This window comes from Chloroflexus sp. (genome assembly GCF_034431535.1).
In the GTDB taxonomy this organism is placed as follows: Bacteria; Chloroflexota; Chloroflexia; order Chloroflexales; family Chloroflexaceae; genus Chloroflexus.
In genome coordinates this window covers 80781-102035 of sequence record NZ_DAOUDC010000014.1, presented here as the reverse complement: position 1 = coordinate 102035, position 21255 = coordinate 80781, and the positions used below count along the sequence as shown (strand labels likewise).

General features: G+C 60.7%; 21 protein-coding genes. 15 read left to right on the top strand and 6 right to left on the bottom strand.

Going from position 1 to position 21255, the window contains the following annotated elements; all coding sequences use genetic code 11:
* Window positions 1–260: 260 nt before the first annotated feature.
* The 6 genes from U9R61_RS04180 (at window position 261) to U9R61_RS04155 (ending at window position 6150) form a co-directional block, all read left to right on the top strand.
* Window positions 261–1001, top strand: coding sequence for a class I SAM-dependent methyltransferase (locus U9R61_RS04180; RefSeq protein WP_322487567.1), 741 nt, complete (start codon window positions 261–263; stop codon window positions 999–1001).
* A 111-nt stretch (window positions 1002–1112) separates the two neighbouring features.
* Window positions 1113–2285: an NEW3 domain-containing protein gene (locus tag U9R61_RS04175; RefSeq protein WP_322487566.1), complete on the top strand. Its 1173-nt coding sequence runs from the start codon at window positions 1113–1115 to the stop codon at window positions 2283–2285.
* 78 nt (window positions 2286–2363) lie between these two features.
* Window positions 2364–3311 carry an ABC transporter ATP-binding protein gene (locus U9R61_RS04170; protein ID WP_322487565.1) on the top strand — a complete coding sequence of 316 codons (948 nt, stop codon included), beginning with the start codon at window positions 2364–2366 and terminating at the stop codon, window positions 3309–3311.
* Window positions 3295–4281 carry an ABC transporter permease gene (locus tag U9R61_RS04165; RefSeq protein ID WP_322487564.1) on the top strand — a complete coding sequence of 329 codons (987 nt, stop codon included), beginning with the start codon at window positions 3295–3297 and terminating at the stop codon, window positions 4279–4281. Before U9R61_RS04170 ends, U9R61_RS04165 begins: the two co-directional genes overlap by 17 nt.
* Window positions 4282–4413: 132 nt before the next feature.
* Entirely contained in the window at window positions 4414–4794 is a 381-nt protein-coding gene (gene crcB / locus U9R61_RS04160) for a fluoride efflux transporter CrcB (RefSeq protein ID WP_322487563.1), read from the top strand.
* A gap of 72 nt (window positions 4795–4866) precedes the next feature.
* Window positions 4867–6150: a DUF190 domain-containing protein gene (locus tag U9R61_RS04155; protein ID WP_322487562.1), complete on the top strand. Its 1284-nt coding sequence runs from the start codon at window positions 4867–4869 to the stop codon at window positions 6148–6150.
* A 57-nt stretch (window positions 6151–6207) separates the two neighbouring features.
* Here the strand turns inward: U9R61_RS04155 and U9R61_RS04150 are convergent, their stop codons facing one another.
* The 4 genes from U9R61_RS04150 to U9R61_RS04135 all read right to left on the bottom strand — a co-directional run bounded on the left by U9R61_RS04150 (window position 6208) and on the right by U9R61_RS04135 (window position 12275).
* Window positions 6208–8715, bottom strand: coding sequence for an ATP-dependent Clp protease ATP-binding subunit (locus U9R61_RS04150; protein WP_322487561.1), 2508 nt, complete (start codon window positions 8713–8715; stop codon window positions 6208–6210).
* A 127-nt stretch (window positions 8716–8842) separates the two neighbouring features.
* The gene (gene rpsA, locus U9R61_RS04145; protein ID WP_322487560.1) at window positions 8843–10048 is read right to left on the bottom strand and encodes a 30S ribosomal protein S1; all 1206 of its coding nucleotides are present in this window, start codon (window positions 10046–10048) and stop codon (window positions 8843–8845) included.
* 108 nt (window positions 10049–10156) lie between these two features.
* Window positions 10157–11011: a phosphate regulon sensor protein PhoR gene (locus U9R61_RS04140; protein ID WP_322487559.1), complete on the bottom strand. Its 855-nt coding sequence runs from the start codon at window positions 11009–11011 to the stop codon at window positions 10157–10159.
* Between the two features lie 295 nt (window positions 11012–11306).
* Complete coding sequence (locus tag U9R61_RS04135; protein ID WP_322487558.1) at window positions 11307–12275, bottom strand: MBL fold metallo-hydrolase; 969 nt, start codon at window positions 12273–12275, stop codon at window positions 11307–11309.
* A 91-nt stretch (window positions 12276–12366) separates the two neighbouring features.
* Here U9R61_RS04135 and U9R61_RS04130 point away from each other — a divergent pair, with 91 nt between their 5' ends.
* The 7 genes from U9R61_RS04130 to U9R61_RS04100 all read left to right on the top strand — a co-directional run bounded on the left by U9R61_RS04130 (window position 12367) and on the right by U9R61_RS04100 (window position 17939).
* Window positions 12367–12882 carry a rhodanese-like domain-containing protein gene (locus U9R61_RS04130; protein ID WP_322487557.1) on the top strand — a complete coding sequence of 172 codons (516 nt, stop codon included), beginning with the start codon at window positions 12367–12369 and terminating at the stop codon, window positions 12880–12882.
* Window positions 12879–13700, top strand: a complete 822-nt coding sequence (locus U9R61_RS04125) for a PHP domain-containing protein (protein ID WP_322487556.1) — start codon at window positions 12879–12881, stop codon at window positions 13698–13700. Before U9R61_RS04130 ends, U9R61_RS04125 begins: the two co-directional genes overlap by 4 nt.
* A 297-nt stretch (window positions 13701–13997) precedes the next feature.
* Window positions 13998–14615: an NUDIX hydrolase gene (locus tag U9R61_RS04120; RefSeq protein WP_322487555.1), complete on the top strand. Its 618-nt coding sequence runs from the start codon at window positions 13998–14000 to the stop codon at window positions 14613–14615.
* A gap of 67 nt (window positions 14616–14682) precedes the next feature.
* Window positions 14683–15096 carry a DUF4491 family protein gene (locus U9R61_RS04115; RefSeq protein ID WP_322487554.1) on the top strand — a complete coding sequence of 138 codons (414 nt, stop codon included), beginning with the start codon at window positions 14683–14685 and terminating at the stop codon, window positions 15094–15096.
* 41 nt (window positions 15097–15137) lie between these two features.
* On the top strand, window positions 15138–15473 hold the full coding sequence (locus tag U9R61_RS04110) for a DUF4491 family protein (protein WP_322487553.1): 336 nt from the start codon (window positions 15138–15140) through the stop codon (window positions 15471–15473).
* 188 nt (window positions 15474–15661) lie between these two features.
* Window positions 15662–16264, top strand: a complete 603-nt coding sequence (locus U9R61_RS04105; protein ID WP_322487552.1) for a 5-formyltetrahydrofolate cyclo-ligase — start codon at window positions 15662–15664, stop codon at window positions 16262–16264.
* Between the two features lie 184 nt (window positions 16265–16448).
* Complete coding sequence (locus tag U9R61_RS04100; protein ID WP_322487551.1) at window positions 16449–17939, top strand: nitronate monooxygenase; 1491 nt, start codon at window positions 16449–16451, stop codon at window positions 17937–17939.
* Here the strand turns inward: U9R61_RS04100 and U9R61_RS04095 are convergent.
* Both U9R61_RS04095 and U9R61_RS04090 read right to left on the bottom strand, forming a co-directional pair.
* Window positions 17905–18876, bottom strand: coding sequence for a hypothetical protein (locus U9R61_RS04095; RefSeq protein WP_322487550.1), 972 nt, complete (start codon window positions 18874–18876; stop codon window positions 17905–17907). The two genes, U9R61_RS04100 and U9R61_RS04095, sit on opposite strands and share 35 nt — an antisense overlap.
* 15 nt (window positions 18877–18891) lie before the next feature.
* The gene (locus tag U9R61_RS04090) at window positions 18892–19863 is read right to left on the bottom strand and encodes a diacylglycerol kinase family protein (protein WP_322487549.1); all 972 of its coding nucleotides are present in this window, start codon (window positions 19861–19863) and stop codon (window positions 18892–18894) included.
* Between the two features lie 113 nt (window positions 19864–19976).
* Here U9R61_RS04090 and U9R61_RS04085 point away from each other — a divergent pair, with 113 nt between their 5' ends.
* Together U9R61_RS04085 and U9R61_RS04080 are read left to right on the top strand one after the other, a co-directional pair.
* Window positions 19977–20162 (top strand): hypothetical protein, encoded by a 186-nt coding sequence (locus U9R61_RS04085; protein WP_322487548.1) that lies wholly within the window; start codon window positions 19977–19979, stop codon window positions 20160–20162.
* 80 nt (window positions 20163–20242) lie between these two features.
* Entirely contained in the window at window positions 20243–21142 is a 900-nt protein-coding gene (locus tag U9R61_RS04080) for a tyrosine recombinase (protein WP_322487547.1), read from the top strand.
* Window positions 21143–21255 lie beyond the last annotated feature (113 nt).

Here is a 21255-nt window from a genome sequence, read left to right as displayed (position 1 = left end):
GTGTGAGACTAGGGTAGTGTGAGACTAGGGTAGTGTGAGACTAGGGTAGTGTGAGACTAGGGTAGTGTGAGACTAGGGTAGTGTGCTGCCTGAACCTCTTCGCATAAGTTTCTCTAGGCAAGCGTTTCATGAGGTAATTGCTTTACAATGAGGGAAATTCCCCCATCCACATCCCTGCCAAAACACACAAGACAAACGAGGGTAGATGTGGTTCGATGAGTGAAGGTATCAATTTTTCCTACGTCTTGGTAGGAGGAACTATGACCTTTGACTACAACCAACAGCAATGGAATGCCTTAGGCCAACTTGATCCGTTCTGGGCGATGACCGGTATGTCCCGTTGGGATTTGGCCGACTTCTTTCAGACTGGCCGGCATCAGGTAGCGCAGTTGCACGAAGAGATGCAACGTCTCGATTATCCGCGCCGGTTTCAGCGCGTGCTCGATTTCGGTTGCGGCATCGGGCGGGTGGCGCCGGCACTGCGCGAGCATTTCGCCGAGTATATCGGTCTTGATGTCGCCGAAAGTCTCATTCTCAAAGCGCGTGAGTTGCACCGCGATTTGCCCAATGCCCAGTTTCTGGTGAATACGGCCAGCCGGCTCGATCTGCCCGATCATAGTATTGACCTGATCTGTTCCTTCGGTGTCTTCCAGCATATTCCCGATCAGCAAGCGATCCTGCATCTCTTCAGCGAATTTGCGCGGGTTGTAGCGCCGGGTGGATTGATCTTTACGAACGTTTGCCACCATATTCACTGGCCATACCGCTTGCAACTGCGCCGCCGCGCCTACACTGCCCTAAAGCGTTTAGGCTTCCCTGATCACGTACTCTATAACCGCTTTAAGCTGTACCCGCAGTCGGTGCATTCAATTCCGCTACGCCTTTTGTATGCGCATCTGCAAACGCTCCCCTTGCACGTGCGGGTGATGCGCCCGCAGTCATCGCTCGATGCGCCGCACCAGTTATGGGAATATGCGCTGACCAAGGCGGAGATTTCATAGAAAACACTAATACACCGCTAATCTTTTTCTAATAATTGCCGTCTATCTTCCCGAATGTAAGCGGATCTCCGCGGCAGATTGTGCAGTTGCCATCATAAGGGGAGGTAGACGATGCGTGCGTTTCGCATCATCAGCTTGCTCGTGATGTTGGCGCTGATTGCCGTTGTGGGCGCGGCGCCGGCGCTGGCACAAGAGAACCAGCGTGATCTCTTCTTCTACACCCGTTATCCAGCCCAAGAAGCTACTGTTGGTGATGTTGTCACCGTTAAACTCACCCTTGGCACCGATACCACGCCGCAGATCGTGCGCCTTGGCATGCGCGAAGCGCCAAGCGGCTGGAATGTCACCTTCCGCGGCGATGGGCGCGTGATCCAAGCGGCCTACGTTGAGCCGAACAACAACGCGACCTTTGATCTGCGGATCGAGCCGCCGTCAGATGTGAAGGCCGGTTCGTACCGGATGGTAGCGGTGGCGACCGGGGTGAACCAAGAGGTGGCGTTGCCGATCGAGTTGACGCTGAAGGCCAAGACGGTAAACCCCGCTGGTCTTACTTTCAAAGTCGATCTGCCGACGTTGCGCGGTTCGCCTTCGACCACCTTCCGCTACAACGTGACCCTCAAGAACGAGAGCAGTGAAGAGGTGCCGGTGAGCTTGCTGGCCGAAGCGCCGCGCGGCTTCCAAGTCGATTTCAAGCTGTCGGGTCAGAGCATTACTAGCGTGCCGTTTGGCCCCAACGAGTCAAAGAACCTCAGCGTGGAAGTGCGCGCGCTCAACACGGATGTGCCTGCCGGTACGTATGAAATCGGCCTTTTGGCCCGCGGCGGCGATTTGCAAGCGACTACCCGTCTTGTGGCCGATATTACTGGCCAACCGCAGTTGCTGCTGACCACGCCTGATGGCCGGCTATCCGGCGAAGCGCGGATCGGTGAAAAGACCGATGTGAAGCTGATCGTGCGTAATACCGGCAGTGCGCCGGCTCGCACCATCGAACTGAGCGCCTCGCCGCCGGTTGGGTGGACGGTCGAATTCGAGCCGAAGCAGATTCCTGAGCTGGCCAACGGTCAACTGGTCGAAGTCACCGCGAAAGTGCAGCCGTCGAATCAGGCTATCGCCGGTGACTATCTCGTCACCTTTACTGCCCGTCCGGCTGAGGCAGCGGTAGCCACCAGCGAATTCCGGTTTACGGTGTTAACCTCGACGATTTGGGGGTTGGTTGGAATTGCTCTGATTGCAGTGGCGGTGGTTGGCGTCGGCGTGGCGGTGATGCGGTTTGGCCGCCGGTAATGTAAAGCCGCACGGCTGTGCGGCTCCGTGGTAAAGCCGCACGGCTGTGCGGCTTTCCAAAATAACGGGGAAACGATTATGACCGACGTGGTGATTGAATGCCGTGATTTGACCAAACAATACGGCGCGTTTACCGCCGTCGATCATCTCAACCTAACCATGCACAAGGGCGAGATTTTCGGCCTGTTGGGGCCGAACGGCGCCGGCAAGACGACCACCATTCTGATGCTGCTGGGCCTGACCGAGCCAACGAGGGGCAGTGTGAAGGTGTTGGGCCTTGATCCGGCCCGCCAGCCGCTCAGCGTCAAGGCGCGGGTGGGCTATCTGCCCGATCAGGTCGGTTTTTACGACAACTTGACCGCGCGCGAGAACCTGAATTACATCGCCAAGCTCAATGGCATCCGCGAGCCAGAGATGAGCAAGCGCATCAACGAGGCGCTCGATCAGGTTGGGTTGAGCAACGTGGCCGACCGGCGGGTCAAGACCTTCTCGCGCGGTATGCGCCAGCGGTTGGGGGTGGCTGAGATTTTGATCAAGCAGCCGCAACTGATCATCATGGACGAGCCGACGCTGGCGCTTGACCCGGAAGCGGTGCGCGAATTTCTCGATCTCATCCGCCAGCTTACGGCGAGCGGCATTACCATCCTGCTCTCGTCGCACCTGTTGCAACAAGTGCAGGCGGTCTGTGATCGGGTCGGTCTCTTCCACCAAGGGCGCATGGTGCTGGAGGGCACGGTCGGCGAGCTGGCCCAGCGCGTGCTCGGTGGCGCTTACCGCATTCACGTTGAAGCCGAGGGGGGCGATGCAGTGGCGGCGGTGTTGCGCGCCTTGCCCGATGTGGTGAAGGTGTCGGCCAACGGCTCCCAATACAACGTCGAGGCGCGCGCCGATCTGCGTGCCGAGATTGCTCGCAAGGTGGTCGAGGCGGGTGGCAAGTTGCTTGGCCTGAGCGTAGACACCCCAAGCCTCGATGAGGTGTATGCGCGCTACTTCCAGAAAGGAGCGGCCTATGCAGCACGCGCGTAGCCTAGCGCCCGTGCGCCAGCGCGAAGGGTCGCCGTGGACGGGGTTGTGGGCGGTGGTGACCAAAGAGATGGCTGATTACCTGACCAGTGCCCGCATGATGATCCTTGAGGCGCTGATCTTGCTCACCGCCTTTGGCACCGTCTACGCTGCGTCGCAGAATCTGCGCGCCGGCGCCGGTACGAGCGATGATTTTCTCTTCTTGCGCCTCTTTACCACGGCCCGCGAGCCGCTACCGGCCTTTGTCGGCTTCCTTGGCTTGCTGGTGCCGTTGCTCGCGATTGCGCTGGCGTTCGACTCGATCAACGGCGAGTTCAATCAGCGCACGCTCTCGAAGGTGTTGGCGCAGCCGATCTACCGCGATGCCCTGCTGTTGGGCAAATTCTTGGCCGGCTTGGGCACGCTGGCTTTGGCGCTGACCGCGATCTGGCTGCTGATCATCGGCATGGGCCTGCTGCAATTGGGCGTGCCGCCGAGTGGTGAAGAGACGGTGCGTATGCTCTGGTTCTTGCTGATCACCATCTTCTACGGCGGAATCTGGTTGGCGTTAGCGATGCTCTTCTCGATCATCTTCCGCCAGCCGGCCACCGCGGCGCTAGCTGCGATTGCAGTCTGGCTCTTCTTTACCGTCTTCTGGGGCATCATCGCCAGCCTGCTAGCTCGCACGCTGCAACCGGCGCCGCCGGGTGATACGCAAGCGCTGATCAACCAAATTCAACTGGAACTGCTGCTCACCCGGCTGTCGCCGAACACCCTCTTCTCAGAGGTGGCGCTGGCGATGCTCAACCCGGCGGTGCGCGCCTTAGGCATCGTACTGCCCATCCAGTTGCACAACGCCATTCCCGGCACGCCACTGCCGGCTGAGCAGAGCATCTTGCTGACGTGGCCGCACGCCACCGGCCTGATCGCGGCGACGATCGTGCTGTTCGCCATCGGTTACATCCTCTTCCAACGCCAAGAGGTGCGGGCGTAATGATTGTGCTGGGGCGAACAATCCTTCGCCCCAGCATTCCATCTCCAGCCCTATCCCACAATCCCCCAATCGTCGTACAATACAGATAGCTATTGTCGGGCTCTGCCTTAGATGAAGAAGAGATAGGCAGCGATGAACAACGTATTGGCGATTGCGCTGGGGGCGGCGATTGGCGCCAACCTCCGCTACGGCATTGGGTTGTGGGCGGCCCAACGCTTAGGCACGGCGTGGCCGTACGGCACCTTCATCATCAACCTGCTGGGCTGTCTGCTGATTGGCATGTTGCTGACCCTTGCCGCCAACCGGCTGACGCTCAGCGAACCGGTGCGGCTGATGTTGGTGACAGGCTTGCTCGGTGGGTTCACCACCTTCTCGACGTTTGGCTACGAGAGTTTTACCCTCTTTAGCGCTGGCAACTGGCTGGCGGCGGCGGGGTATGTCGGCGGGAGCGTGGTGGGCGGCCTGATTGCCGTGGTGATTGGGGTCGGGCTTGGGCGCTGGATTGGCGGGTAAGGAGTTTGGCGCAGGATAGTAGGTGAGGGCGACGCCTAGCGTCGCCCTTGCCGCCTTGAGAGGAGGTCTCCAATGGAGCAGGCCGTGACACAGCAGCTCTGGATCTATATCGATGAGGGTGACAGCCAGCAGGGGCGTACCATTGCCTCGCGGATTGTCGATACCCTCCGGGCTGCCGGTGCGCCGGGAGTGACCGTTTTGCGCGGGGTGGGGGGCTACGGCACCCACGGCGTCTTTCATAGCGATCTGCTGGTTGATATTCCGAGCCGGTTGCCGCTGATCATCACGTGCATCGACCGCACTGATCGCTTGCAACGGGTGCTGCCCAAGCTGAGCGAGATTGTGCAGGAAGGATTGATCGTTCTCTCACCGGTGCAGGTGGTGAAGGTAGGCCGGCGCGCCGGCGGGCTTTTTCCCTCCCACCTGACCGTCGCCGATGTGATGAATCACGATGTGGTTTCAGTGACGGTTGATACGCCGGTCGGCGAGTTGGTGCGGTTGCTGCTCGAACGCGGCTTGCGGGCGATGCCGGTTGTAGATGGGCAGCGCAAGGTGGTGGGGATGGTTACCGACGCCGATTTGTTGCAGCGTGGTGTCAGCCAGTTGCCGCTGCACTTGCAGCAGTTATTGCCGGGTGATGAACGGGCGGCGCAATTAGCAGCGATGGCGGCGCGTCCGGAACAGGCCGGCGATGTTATGACGCCGAACCCGCGCACCATTTTGGCGACGGCTTCGTTGGCGCAAGCGGCGCTAGTGATGGCTGAGCATGATCACAAGCGGTTGCCGGTGGTGGATAACGAAGGCCGGCTCGTCGGGATCATTAGCCGGTCGGATGTACTGCAAACCGTGGCGAATAATTTTGCGGTAAGCGCCGAAACGACTCCTGCTGGTCTCAGCACAGCCAAGACGGTCGGTGAAGTGATGGTGCGCGATGCGCCAACCGTTACTCCTGAGACGCCGTTGATCGAGACGCTCGATCGGATTTTATCGACGCCGCGCCGGCGCGCAGTAGTGATCGACAATGAACGGCGCGTCATTGGCATCATCAGCGATGGCGATATTCTGCGCCGGGCAATGCGACCGGTAGCGCCGGGCTTGTTGCAACGCTTCGCAGTTTGGATCAGTGGCGGCGCTCGCCCGCCTGAGTTAGAGCTGGCGCTCAAGAATCAAACCGCCGCCAGTGTGATGACGAGTCCGGTGATTACGGTGACACCGGATACCCCGATTGCAGCCGCGGTTGAGCAGACGATCGCGCACCGGATCAAGCGGTTGCCGGTGGTCGATAACGATGGCCGGTTAGTGGGGATCGTTGGGCGAGCGGCATTGTTGGGGGCGTTGTTGGGCAGTGGGCGGTAGAGACAAGGAGAGGGGCGCAGCATTGCTGCGCCCCTCCTGTTGCCTTTACCGTTATCCCTACGCCAATGCGGGGCTTTCTTCGACCTTCTCTTGGTCGATTTCGCGCTGTGAGCGCAACCGCAATTGATCCTCGAGTGTATCAACGATCACCGTATCGCCATCTTGGAACTGCCCAGAGAGCAACCCTTCGGCTAACGGGTCTTCAATCAGATTGGTGATCACCCGGCGGAGCGGTCGCGCGCCGAAGGCCGGGTCGTAGCCGCGGCGGGCAAGGAACTCAAGCGCGTCTGGTTGTACGACCAACTTGATCTGGTGCTCATCGAGCTGCGTTTGCACCCGCCTGAGCATCAGTTGGGTGATCGACTGGATCTCCTCGCTGGTCAGCGGATGGAAGATGATCGTCGCGTCAATGCGGTTGAGGAACTCAGGCCGGAAGAGCATTCTGAGCGCCTCATCAACCTTGCGCCGCATATCGGTCTGATCAATCTCGTTGACATTACCGCCGAAGCCAATCCGTGACGCGCGGCGGATGTGCTCGGTGCCGACGTTGCTGGTCATGATGATGATGGTGTTGCGGAAATCAACCCGCCGGCCTTTGCCATCGGTCAGGTGCCCATCTTCGAGCACTTGCAGCAAGAGATTAAAGGCATCGGGGTGCGCCTTCTCGATCTCGTCGAACAGCACCACGCTGTACGGCTTGCGGCGGACGGCGTCGGTCAGTTGGCCGCCTTCGCCATAGCCGATATAGCCGGGCGGCGAGCCGACCAGCCGCGAGGTGGTGTGGCGCTCTTGGAATTCGGACATATCGATCTTGATCAGCGCCTCTTCGGTGCCGAACATAAACTCGGCCAGCGCCTTGGCCAGCTCGGTCTTACCGACGCCGGTCGGGCCAAGGAAGATAAAGCTCCCGATCGGGCGCTTGGGATCTTTCAGGCCGGCGCGTGCGCGGCGCACTGCTTTCGAGATGGTAACAATCGCCTCGTGCTGGCCGACGATCCGGCTGTGGAGGAACTCCTCCATGTGCATCAGGCGCTGGGTCTCGTTGCCGGTCAAGCGCGTCACCGGCACACCCGTCCACATCCCGACCACTTCCGCGATATCCTCTTCGGTCACGTAGGGCCGGTCGTAGCGTTCATCGCTGCGGGTGCCGAGTTCGGCCTCAATCTCTTGGATGCGCTGGAGCATGCGCTCTTCGCGCTCGCGCAGATTGTCGGCCAGCTCAAGTTGCTGATCTTCCAGCGCCGCCTCTCGCTCTTTGCGCAGGGCTTCGAGACCGCGCAGGGCATCGCGCAGGCGCGGTGGGGTGGCCGAGCGATACATACGCACGCGCGAAGCCGCTTCGTCGATCAAGTCAATCGCCTTATCCGGCAATTGGCGGTCGGGCACATAGCGGGCCGACAGCACCGCCGCAGCGCGGATCGCCTCGTCGCTGATCTGCAACTGGTGGAAATCTTCGTAGCGCGACTTGATCCCGCGCAGGATCTGGATGGTATCCTCGATCGACGGCTCATCGACCATGACCGGCTGGAAGCGCCGTTCGAGGGCGGCGTCGCGCTCGATATACTTGCGATACTCATCGAGCGTAGTCGCGCCGATCGTCTGCAACTCGCCGCGCGAGAGGGCCGGCTTGAGAATATTGGCCGCGTCGAGCGTCCCTTCCGCACCGCCAGCACCGATGATGGTGTGGAACTCGTCGATAAAGAGGATACAGCGCGACTCTTTGATCTCGTCGATCACGCGCTTGAGCCGCTCTTCAAACTGGCCGCGATACTTGGTGCCGGCGACCAGCGCACCCATATCGAGCGTTACCACTCGCTTGCCTTTGATGCTATCGGGCACATCGCCTTGGACAATGCGCTGGGCCAAACCCTCGACGATCGCCGTTTTGCCGACGCCAGGTTCGCCGATCAGGGCCGGATTATTCTTCGTGCGGCGCGAGAGGATCTGGATGACGCGCTCGATTTCGTGCTGGCGGCCAATGATCGGATCGAGCCGGCCCTGTTCGGCCATCTCGGTCAGATCGGTGCCGAGCGCATCGAGGTACGGCGTCTTCGACTGGCGTTGGGCCGGCGGCGTACCAGGAGTAGCCGCAGCGCGCGTTTCGCTGCTGGCGCCAGCGGTGCCGTGGCGTAGGGTGCGCATCACCTGATTGCGCACCTGCTCGAGCGACACACCCAGAATATCGAGCACGCCGGTGGCGACGCCTTCGCCATTGCGCACCAACCCTAGCAACAGGTGTTCGGTGCCGATATAGTGATGGTTGAGGCGATTCGCTTCTTCAATCGCGTACTTAATCACCTTCTGAGCGCGGGCCGTCAGCTCTTGGTCGGTGACCATCGTGTTCTCGCCGGGGCCAACGATAAACTCAACCGCACTGCGCGCCTGCGGCAGCTTAACCCCTAGCTCATCGAGCACGCGGGCCGCGATCCCTTCGCTCTCGCGGATCAGCCCCAGCAAAATATGCTCGGTGCCGATATATGGATGGTTAAACGCGCGCGCCTCTTCGGCGGCTAATTGCAACACCTGCTTGGCGCGCTTGGTAAATTTGCTGTACAGATCAGACATACTCTTCTCCACCTGCTAGACTGGAGGAAACGACTATTGGGCCTGACAGACCGGGGAATACGAGTATTGCCCTCCCGTACCGTTGCGATTAGTTGAGAGCGCCATCTCAACTAAGCAACGGCAGGGGCTAGCCATCATCCTCCGCTTCTGCGCCGCTCTCGGACAGCTCGTGTTGGAGCCGCAGACTCAATCCCATCCGCTTCCGCGCCGGATCGATCCGGATAATCCGGGCTTGCACCACTTGCCCTTCGCTCAATACCTCACGGGGGTGCTGGATCCGCTCATCACCCATCTCTGAAATGTGGATGAGACCCTCTACCCCATCCTCGATCCGGGCAAACGCGCCGAACGAGGTGAGTTGTGTGATCGTCCCTTCGACGATCTGGCCCAACTGGTACCGTTCAGCCACCTTCGTCCACGGCTCGCTCTGGGTGCGCTTGATCGACAACGCGATCCGCTTGCGCTCGTGATCGATGCTCAGGATCGATACTTTCACCTTGCTGCCGACCTTAAGCACCTCGGCGGGGTGTTTCACCCGCGACCACGAGATCTCAGAGAGGTGAACAAGGCCATCAGCGCCGCCAATATCGACGAACGCGCCAAAATCGCACACCGACGAGACGATGCCTTCGCGCACATCGCCCTCGCGCAGTGACGACAGCAACTCATCCTTCTTCGACTCGCGGGTTTCAGCGAGCGCCTGCCGTTCCGACAAGATCAGGCGGTTGCGGTTACGATTAATCTCGATGACCTTCAACGGCAATTCGACATTAACCAGACGGGCCATTTCGGATTGCTTCTGTGTTTCCGAGCTGCGGCTAATGCTCGACACCTGTGACGCAGGCACAAACCCGCGCACCCCGTCGAGATCGACCAGCAGGCCGCCCTTGTTGTAGTTCTTGACACGGGCGTAGATGATCTCGCCCCGCTCGTAACATTCTTGCAACGCGCGCCAGCTCTTCTCTTGCCGAGCCTTGTCGATCGATAGGATCGCGCGGCCTTCCTTGTCTTCGGATTGGACGACGAAAACAAGTACCGGATCACCCACCTTCAATGCAGCGCGATCCTCTTCACTGAGCGTCTGCATCTCGCGGCTGGGGATGACGCCTTCGGCTTTGGCGCCAATATCGACGAGGATTTCGTCGCGGTCGATCCGCATGATCCGCCCGTCAACCGTATCACCGTGCTTGAGGTTGCGATACGCATGAGCAGGATCGCGCAGGATCTCCTCCATCAGCGCCTGATCGCCGCGATCGAGCAGATCGTTCAGATCAGGTTGGCGAACTTCGTCGTTATCGTTTGAATTATTGCCGGCATGATTCAACTCTTCCATGAAAGATCCCTGCGCAGAAGCGGCGGCGCGCCATTCGACGGGGCTTGGTCGGAGCGATACGTAGCAATATTATACGCCGGGCAGATTTAAAACGCAAGGATCATGATACTATTCCGCTTTCTGATGCAGGCAGGTATCGCCGAGCGCGAGGGCGTAACTGCGGGCCGGCGTGGTAAAGCGCACCGCACTGAGGGGGGGCAGGCCGGCGCTGCGGAGGTAAAAATAGGCTTCTTCGGCACAGATGAGGGTGCCGGGTGCGGTTTGGTGGATGAGGTTCGCGGCTTGTTCAAGCGGTTCGCCGATGGTGTGTAGTCCGATCAGCGGCACGACTGCCACCCGGCCATGACCACTGCTCAGGGCCATCGGCGGTATGGGTAAGCCAGCGGCTTCAGCGCAAGCAATGATGTTGGTCGCCGCCGCCACGGCGCTCCGCATCGGATCGGCTTCACCGGCAAGAGCGCCGAAAATGAGCAGAACAGAGCTGTCGCGCCACTGGAGTAAGGCCTGTTGGCGCTCGACCGGTTCGCTGATCAGGTGGGTTCGGGCCCGCATTTCGTCAAGTTCGTTGGCAAGATGAAGCTGGCCGACTGCCAAGACGGCGATGGCCGCATCGTGTCCATTGACCGGCGGATGCAGGTTGAGCGGATTGATCTGGCGCAGCGCCGGTTGGGTCGGCTGTAATCGTTGCAGGTGCTGTTCGGTGCGCCATTGTTGCAACAGCCGGTTGACGGCATGGCAAACTTCTCCCCACGCGCCAGACCCAACTTCGAGTTTCGCGTCGAGGGGAGTGTGGTGGAAACGATGGGCCAAGGCGCGCATCGCGCGCGCGAGCCGGTAGCGTTCCCAGAGCAGCGTGAGCACACAGCCGGCTAAGGCGATGATAGCGAGTGCCGGCGCAACAAACGCGCTGGCTAACGCGAATACGCTGAGTATGAAGATCAGCGATATGGTTGGTGCATACATCCAGCGGCCCATCATCCACCCGTCTTGCCCGGCTTGACTAACGTTGCTTGCAGAGTACCATACGGGTTCAGGTATGCAGATTGTGCGTAGATTACAGATTGGCGAAAGCTTGTACCCCTATTGTCATTGCGAGCCGCCGGAGGCGGCGACGCAATTTCCCGCGAGCACGGGAGATGCCCGCTCAGGCACGAGTCACGCTGAAGCGGGGGATTGCTTCGGTCGGGCGTCCCTCAGCAGAGCTGGGGGCCGCCGCTTCCTCGCAATGACAAGGGGGACGCGCTGCACTGTGCCGGTGTTAAGCCGTATACCGCACCAGCGCATCGTCCTCGTGGCGTGTGATCAGGCCATCGGCCACCAGCAATTCGAGGTGGGAAATCGTTTCGGCAATCGCAAACCGCGCCTCGTGAGGGGTGAAACGCTCGACGGCAAAGACGCGCTGCGCGACGGCGAAGGCTGTTTCCGCCCCATTGCGCACCGCTTCCAACATGGCAGCTAACCGCTCGTGGTGATGCGCTTGCAATTCGGTCACCCGCTCGGCCCACGCTGTGATCGTCTTGCCGTGGCCGGGCAGCGCCAGCTCGACATCGAGCGTCGCCAATTCGCTTAGCGAGGCGAGATATTTGCGCAACGGATCCGGCTCGCTTTCCGGCCAGATGCCAATATGGGGCGTGATCTTGAGCAACACTTGATCGCCAACCAGCGCCAGCCGGTCGTCTGGGGCGTAAAATACTAATTGGCCGTCGCTGTGGCCGGGGGCATGGATCGCGAGAAAGCGCCGCTCTCCCATCGTGAGCCATGTGCCCGCCGGCAGCGGCGTAAGTGGCGGATGGGGCCGGGTGGCGGCGCGTAAGGTTGCGATTGCGCCGACGACCTGTTGTACGAGATCGGCGGGCATGCCGTGACGGAGAAAATGGCGTAAACTAGGATCATCATGGTCGGCGCGGTGCATCCACACCTCTTCGGCTAGTTCGATCTCGCGCGGCGCCAGCAGCACGCGCGCCCCTGAACGCTCGTACAGCCAGCCGGCCATGCCGAAATGGTCGGGGTGAAAATGGGTGAGGACGATGGTGTGAATCTGGCGCGGTTCGATGCCGATCTCGGCGAAGGCCGCCTGCCAACCGGCTTCACCGGCAGGGGTGTGTAAGCCGGTATCGACCACTGTCCAGCCCTGCGCATCGCGCAGCAAATAGACGTTAACATGGTTGAGGGCGAAGGGGAGTGGCAAGCGTAATTGGTACACGTGAGGGAGCAAGGCAGTGATCATACAGTAGTTCCTGTGAAATGGCGCGGTGCGCCGGCGAACAGCTATCTGCATTATAATACCGCGAGGATGTAGACAATACCACATTTGATGTATGGAACATTTTGAAGCTCATACCAACCAACCGCCGGCATGGCGCTTGCCGGCGATCATCGGCGGCATTGTGGCGCTAGCCGGCGTGCTCGCCTTCGTGATCACCGGAACCGGCTCGCCGGCGCCGGCTGCTGCACCGACGGTTGCACCGACCGTTGAGGCAGCAGCCGGTCATGGCGATTTCAGCAACAGTCCGCCCGCACCGGCGATTTCGGTAGCCGATGCGCAACAGCGCTGGCAAGCCGGCCAAGTGATTTTTGTTGATATGCGTTCGGGAGATGCCTACAAAGCTGCGCATTTGCCCGGCGCGCTCAGTTTGGCCTCGCCCGATCTCAACCAGCGACTGGCGGCTTTGCCTCCCGGCTGGGTGATCATCACCTATGGCGATGCTAGCCGGCCAGAGGCGGGCCAGCGCGGAGCGCAGATCTTCCGTGATCTTGGCTACGGGCCGGTCGTCGCGCTTGAAGGCGGGATTGAAGCGTGGCAGGCGGCCAACCTGCCAGTGGAGCGACCATGATCGATTTGCATATCCATACCAACGCCACCCCCCACCATGCGACGTGGACGCCGGTGGCGTTGGCGGTGGCGGCGGCGGCGCGCGGTTTGACGATGATTGCTGTGACCGATCACAATACCACGGCCAATGTGATTACCACCGCGATGGCCGGGATGCACTACGGAGTGCAGGTGGTGAGCGGGGTCGAGATTGATAGCGCTTTTAACGGCAAGCTCTGGCATACGCTGGTGTACGGCGTTGATCCGGAAGCGCCGACCCTGCTCGATCTGTGCGCTGAGGTCGTCAATCGGAATGCGGCCGATGCGGCGCAATTGCTGCGTGATCTGGCGGCAGCCAGTTTTCGACTGCCCGGCCTCAGTGATCGCGATCGCCCGCCGACGGTGGCCGATGTCGCGCTGGCGCTGGCGCGCAACAATGACTTGCCCGGCCGGGTGGCCGGCGAAGGCGACGAAGAGGCCGGGATGCGCTTCATCCTCACCCACTTCGCAGCGGCGTACCGGCCGTTGAGTGTTGACGAGATTATCAGTGTTGCGCACGATCTCGGCGGGTTGGCGGTGTTGGCCCATCCGGGCCGCGACAAAGGCATCTATGCCATTCCGGCTACTGATGATGACATTGCCGCTTTGGCGGCGGCGGGTCTAGATGGGATCGAGGTCTATTACCCAACCCATGATGCCGCTACCCGCACGCGGTTGCTCGCAGCGGCGCAGCGGCATCATCTGCTCGTCTCCGGCGGCAGCGACTCGCACCATCCCCATCAGGATTTGGCCACGTGGCCGGCCAAGGATCTGACGATTGTGGCCCGGCTGCGACGGTAATTCGAGCGTAACGGGCGCGACGGTTCACCCGATCCGGCGCTGGCATTGGTTGCGCTACAACGGAAGATTGCTACGGAGTTGCGCCCTCTCGCCCTGCCAAGAGTGGCGTGCTCTTTGCTATGCCCAATCCGTGCCAATCCGTCACATCTGTGTGTATCCGTGTCCCATGTTCCTTTGTCGCACTGCCAAGCGGTGCGTACTTCTAGCCGTGCCCAATCCGGGTGTATCCATGTCCCATATTCCCTGACCGCACCGCCTAGCATGCGCTCAGAGCGGGAGATTGCTGAGGTAGCACTTATGATGAACATTCAGTCGATTATTACCCATCTGCCAGTTCACCACCAAGCTGAAGTGGCCGAACTTGCCGTCCGGTATGGCATGCCGCGCCATCGCCACGTCGTACTGGCCGATGGCGTCTTCGATCCGCTGATCAAGACCGATCGGGTCGGTGAAGTCGGGATGGTCGTGCGCCGGCGCGACGGCGGCATCTTGGTAGCGCGCAAAACGTATTATCCACCGGCGATTTTCCGGCTGTTGACCGGCGGCGTTGGGCCGGTGGAACGCATCGCCAGCGCGCTCGAACGGGAAGTCGCCGAAGAGACTAGCCTCACAGTGCAGATCAGCCGGTTTTTGAGCGTTATCACCTACGCAACGCTGGATCTCACACCGCGCCGGTTTGTGAGTTACGTGTTTCTGCTCGATGAAATAGGCGGTACCTTGCACGTCGCCGATCCAGCAGAACAGGTGGCCGAGATGCGTACAGTATTGCCGTCCGAGCTGCCGGCGCTGGCTGCCCGCTTGCGGCAACTGTCTGACCGGACTGATCCGGCGATTAGCGGTAAATGGGCCAGTTGGGGCCAATTTCGTGCCGTGATGCACGAAGAAGTGGGTGCGTTGTTAGCCACTAGCACTTGACATGCTCGCCCTTCCATGTAATATTGTACATAATTGTTAAGATTTGTGTAGATTTATGAGGGATAGCATGCTGCAAACAAGTGGTCTCTGGTTGGCGCTGGCAACATTTCTCAGCATTTGGTGGGGGCATGTCGGGGTGCGTTGGCTTGAGGCCAAGAGTGCCGATATTCGCCCGCCAATGGTTGTGTTGATCATCGCCGGTCACATCCTCAACGTTGCTGCCCTCTTCGCGCCGAATGTCACCATTGGCGGCGTGTGCAGCGTGGTTGGGATCGCGCTGTGGTGGGATGCGTTTGAGCTAGTGCGGCAAGATCGGCGAGTGCGCCACGGCCATGCGCCGGCGAACCCCAACAACCCCCGCCATGCCCGTTATCTGGCCGAGGGCAAGGCGACGCTTCACGACCCGCTCGATCGCGAGCCGAGCGATCCGTTCGTTGATGCGCATCCAACGGCGCATCGCAAACCCGAAATCGCCTCGTAGCACGGTACGGATCAGCAGCACATACCACTGAGGTGATCGCTATGATGTGGGAAGGTTTGGCAATCGGTCTCTTCAGCCTTGGCATTATCGGCTTTGGCTTCTTCTGGGTTATTCGCATAGAGTACCATCTCGGCTACTTGTGGTGGCCGTACCCCTTGCTCTTCGGTATTTCGATCATCGTACTCTCGCTGTTGGTGGCGGATGCGGGTTGGTCTGCGTTGCTCGGCGTGACCGGCGCTTCGTTCATCTGGGGAGCAACTGAGCTCAAAGAGCAAGCCGTGCGGGCCGATTTGGGGTGGTTCCCGCGCAATCCGAAGCCCAAGCCGTTGCCGCCGTTTGCGAACATCATTCGCAAAATCAAAGCGCCCCACCTGTAAATGGGTAGAGTCGGACGGTTGTCCGGTTTTAGACGCAGAGGGGGCAAAGGCGCAGGAGAGCCGGACGGCTGTCCGGCTCCGCGAAGGGCGCAGAGGATTGGGGATGTTGTCCTCTGTGCTCTTCGCGTTTTCTGCGGTAAAATAGCTGGTGCAATCCTCTGTTCGATCGAGCTGGTATCATCGCAACTATGACTGAGCTTGCCGCCCAGAAAGCTGCTTTGCGGGCCGCAATGATGGCGTGCCGCGATACGTTGACCGATCGTGACCGGCGCAGTGCGCAGATCTGCGCCTTGGTGCAGCAACTGCCGGCATTTCTGGCGGCGACGGCCATTCATTGCTATGTGCCGATTCGATCCGAGGTCGATACGAGGCCGTTGATCGTGGTGGCGTTATCGGCTGGCAAGGCCGTCGCAGTACCGGTGGTGGCCGGTCAGCGCCGGCTAGAGCATAGCTGGATCGACAGCCTTGCCGAGACGGAATGGGTGCGCGGAAGGTTTGGCACGCTCCAGCCGCGCCAGATCCGTCTGGCCCAACCCGGCGCGTGGTCGTTGACCATCGTACCGCTGCTGGCGTTTGATCGCGAGCTGTACCGACTGGGGTATGGCGGTGGTTTTTACGATGCATTGCTGACCACTGCGCCTACTATCGCGGTCGGTGTCGCTTTTGCTGTGCAGGAAGTGGCTCGCTTGCCGCGCGAGCCGCATGATATCCGGCTTGATCTGGTTGTCTGCGAGGATGGGATCAGAGGGGCCGCGCAGGGGAGCGCGCGCTCTAGCTCTGCTGGCCGGTAGCGGATTCTTATCTGGCATCGATCTCTGCTCTGCGGTATGATATGAGAAAGAGGGTCAAGGTTCCGTTTGCATTGCTTGTTCGCCAACCCCGATGGTATTCCACGGAAATCTTCATATTGCCCTGCTCGTCTCTCGCAGCGATGTTGATCGACTGCCGTTTGTAATGTCTAAGGAGTCTTGAACCATGCGCGCCACCGATTTGCCAATGATTATTCAGGGTGGCATGGGTGCCGCCATTTCGGATTGGCGACTGGCGCGGGCTGTAGCAGCTTGCGGCCAGCTCGGCGTTGTTTCTGGCACCGGTATCGATACGATCCTGATCCGGCGCCTGCAAGATGGCGACCCTGATGGCGCAATGCGGCGGGCCATAGCGCATTTTCCCGTTCCCGGCGTAGCCGAGCGCGTGCTGGAAACCTATTTCCGGCCGGAAGGCCGGGCTCCCGGTGATCCATACGCGCTGCTGCCGATGTACAACCTGAAGGTGAGTAAAGAGCGGCAACAGGTGGCGATGCTAGCGGCCTTTGTTGAGGTGTGGCTGGCCAAAGAAGGTCACGATCGCCCGATTGGCATGAATTTGCTGACCAAGATTCAGTTGCCCAATTTGGCCCTGCTCTATGGGGCGCTGCTGGCTGGGGTGGATGTGATCATTATGGGGGCCGGCATTCCGCGTGAAATCCCGGCGGCGCTCGATGCGTTGGCGGCTAACCAGCCGGCGCGCCTGACGGCAGAGATTGAGGGTGACGATGGCGCGCCGACGGTATATATCACTTTCGAGCCGGCGGAGCATTGGCCGGGTGAGCCGCCGGCGTTGCGCCGGCCACTGTTTTTGCCGATTGTGGCCAGTGTGACGTTGGCGACCATGTTTGCGCGCAAGATTGCTGGTGTTGATGGTTTGGTGATCGAGGGGCCGACTGCTGGCGGGCACAATGCGCCGCCGCGGGGCGAGTTACAGCTCAACGAGCGTGGCGAGCCGATTTATGGGCCGCGCGATCTGGTTGAACCCACCAAGATCGCTGCGCTTGGTCTGCCGTTTTGGCTGGCCGGCGGCACGGCTTCGCCGGAAGGGTTGGCGGCGGCCCGCGCTGCCGGCGCAATGGGCATTCAGGTGGGTACGCTCTTTGCTTTCTGCACCGACTCAGGCTTGGCTGATCCGCTGCGTCGTTCGGTGCTCGAAGCAGCGGCCCGTGATGCAGTGGATGTCTTTACCGACCCGCGCGCCTCGCCGACCGGGTATCCGTTCAAGGTGGTTCGTTGGGATAACGACCCGACGCAAGGGGTACCGCGCCAGCGGATCTGCGATCTTGGTTATTTGCGCACGATGTATCGCACGCCGAAGGGAACGATTGGCTATCGTTGCGCGAGCGAACCGGTGGCGACTTTCGTCAAGAAGGGCGGCGATCTGGCCGAGACGGAAGGCCGGCGCTGTTTGTGCAATGCGCTGATGGCCAATATTGGGGTGGGGCAGGCGCGCGCCGATATTGGCGCCGAGCCGCCGCTGCTGACGAGCGGCGATGATCTGGTGCGGCTGCGCACGATCTTCGACTTGACGCAGGGCTATTCGGCGGCTGATGTGATCGCTTATCTGCTCGGCGAACGCCCCGCGATGCTCTCCTTCCCGGCGGCGCAACCGGCAGAGCCGGTTACGGCGCCCACGACAGGCCCGCATCGGCGTTAATAGTGAAGTTGGTTGAAATGCGGCGTGGCGGCTCAATTTGAAAGCCTTCATCGGTGGCCGTCACGCCGGCCAGATAGAGATCAAACCCGCGCCCGCCCGGCGGAATCGCGAGAAAAGCCAGCATTGCGCCGTCGGGTGAAAAGACCGGCGCGCGCGCTGTGCCGAGATCGGTCAAGCGCACCGCCGATCCACCAGTGACCGGCATGGCATAGAGATCACTTCCCCCGTTGATGCCAACTGCAAACACTAACCAGCGCCCGTCGGGGCTCAGAGCCGGATCGTAGGCTGGAACCGGCGCTCCCGGTAAGGGAGCAGCTTGGCCGCCGGCAATCCGGTATAGTTGTTGTTGCCCGTCACTGCCCAGTGGAGTTCGCACTACGATCAGCTCACCCGCTGGCAACACGGCGATGCGGCCTAGTTGAGCATTCGGGTCGGCGAAGACGAGTTGGCGCTGGCCAGTGAGGTCATAGCGAAAGATGGCCAGCGGCGCATCGGCTGGCGGATCACCCGCTGGCGGCGCGGCTTGGGCCGCGGCGAGCACCCCGCTGCCATCGGGCAACCATGTTGGGTATAGCGCCCACATTGCGGCATAGACTCGCTCGATGCTGCCGGGAGGCGCCGCCGGATCGTTGCGGGTGAGTTGGGCAATAGTCGCACTTGCGCTATCGGCGACGAGTACATCACTGGCGCCGGCTCGTGGTACAACGTAGGCGATCCGTTCGCCAGCCGAATCAAACACCGCTTGCGTCGCCGGCGGCGCAAGCACTTGGTGGGCCGTGCGTCCTTCCCACAACCAGATACCGCCGCTGTGGCTAAACAAGAGCCGTCCGGGCATTTCGTCGCCGCGCAGGGTGGCCGGTGCGGTTGGCGTTGCCGGTGCGCCGGGTGCAGCGCAGGCGGTGATAAGGAGCAAAAGCAGGATCAGGCAGCGATTCATAGCACCAAAAAATCGTTACTCTTCGACGCGGCGGCGGAGCCACGCCAGCAGGCGTTGCGGCCACCGGCGCGCGCTAGGCGGCGGCTGCTGGATCAGGTCGTCAGGCAGGTCGGGCGGTAACAGGGCGCGCAAGGCCGATGGCACTACCGAAAAGCGCATCGGGGTCGTCCCGATGGGATCGCCATCAACCTGTACCGGCAAGGGCGGGCGGGTGATCACCTCGACCGTATGGGCACGGTAGTAAGCGATGTCGGGATTGAGACTGAAGCGACGGCGCAAGATCGCGATAAGATGGCCGATGGCGTTGATCCCATTATCACCCTTAATCACGCACACATCGAGCAAGCCGTCATCAATGCTGGCACGATGGGTAATCTTGACTAGCCCGCCATACAGTTGCGAATTACCGACTACAATCATCAACACTCGCGCCTTGATCGGGCGACCGTCGAGCAAAATGCGGGCGCGGGTGCCGCGAATCCGCATCACTTCTTCGATGCCGCGCGCCACATAAGCCAAGGCGCCAAACCGTCGCTTTTCGTCGGGGCGAACATTTGCCGTAATCGCGGCGTCAAACCCGATCCCGGCCATCAACAGAAAGTAGCGGTCGCCGGCGCGGCCCAAATCAATGGTGCGTGGCGACCATGCTAACATCGTTTGCGCGGCGGCCCGCGGTTGGAGGGGCAAACCCAATTCGCGCGCCCACACATTCATCGTGCCCAGCGGTAACGTCGCCAGCATGGTCTGGCTCCCGACGAGACCATTCACAACTTCATTGATCGTACCATCGCCGCCGGCGGCCACCACCAGCTCATAGCCGTTAGCGGCGGCTTGCCGGGCAAGGCAACGGCCATCGCCGGGGCCATTGGTCGGCTGCAAATCAACCGTCCATCCCTGTTCCCGCCAGACCTGAGCGGCTGCCTCAAGTTCGGCTTCCAACTGCCCGGCGTGGCCGGCGGTTGGGTTAAAGACAATCAATGTGCGCATGCAAGTGTGCTCTCTGTGTATCAGGCTAAGGTCAGTATAGCAGAATCCCTGCGCGGCGCTATTGCCAGCCGGCAACGCATGGTACAATAAGCGGGCTAAGGAGGGAGATACCGATGAGCCAGTTGCAGCCAGAACCAATTGCGCCTGCGCCGGAAGAGCCGGCCCCGTTGGTGATAGCCGGCCTGCGCAGCGTTGATGATGATGAGCGCGAATGTCCAGTTTGTCAGGCGCAGATGCGCCTCTGGGCCGGATTTTATCGCTGCCGGCACTGTGGTTTTAAGGAGAGCTGCTGTTTCTGAATTGACACGCCGCCATCTTTCCGGTACCATAACCGCTATGCAAACCGCTACGCAGCGGCGATCAACGACCGGGCAGACGCATGAACCAGTATGTAGCGCAATTTCTCGCTTATATGGCCGATGAACGCAATATGTCGGCCAATACAACTGCAGCGTATCGGACCGATCTCGATCAGTTGTGCAGCTTCTTGCAGGATCGCGGGATCGAACGCTGGGCCGATGTTGACGCCGAGGCGATGATGGCCTTTGTGCTCAACCTCAAAGAGAAAAAGTACGCCAACTCGACGGTTGCGCGCCGGTTAGCGGCAGTGAAGTCGTTCTTCGCCTTTTTGCGGGAACGAAACCTCATTAGCCACGATCCAGTCGAGCACCTCGATGCGCCGCGCGTCGATCGCTTCCCGCCGCGGGCGATTTCCCAGCCTCAAGTTGATGAGTTGCTGGAGTTGCCGTTGCAAAACGGCACCCCCGAAGGGTTGCGCGATAAGGCGATGCTCGAAGTGTTGTATGCGACGGGGATGCGCGTCAGTGAGTTGGTCGCGCTGAATGTTGATGATGTCGCCTTTGATGCCAAAACCGTGCGCTGTTTGGGCCGGCAAGGCCGCGAACGCACGGTTCCGTTGAGCGATCCGGCGGTGACGGCGCTGGAAGAGTATCTCGATATCGCGCGCCCGCAATTGGCCCGCCAGACGAGCAGCGATGATGAAGCGCTCTTTCTCAATCATCGCGGCAAGCGGTTGACCCGCCAAGGCTTTTGGCTCATTCTCAAGAGTTATGCCGAACAGGTGGGCATGCACGATTTGACGCCGCATATGTTGCGCCATTCCTTTGCCGCCCACCAGTTGCGTAGCGGGGTTGATCTGCGCGAGTTGCAGGAACGCTTGGGCCACGCCTCGATTGCGACCACGCAGATTTATACCCATTTGGCCGGAGAAACGCCGCCGGCGAATGCGGCCAATAACGGCCATGCCCATCATTCGTAACGCTGCGCCGCCGTGTAGAGTTATTGCGGCGAGGCCGAGGCGGATCGCGTGAAGTGGTTGCGCACCCTGCTGGCCTGTGCTATACTCGTTGAGCGTTGGCGATGAACCGGAGG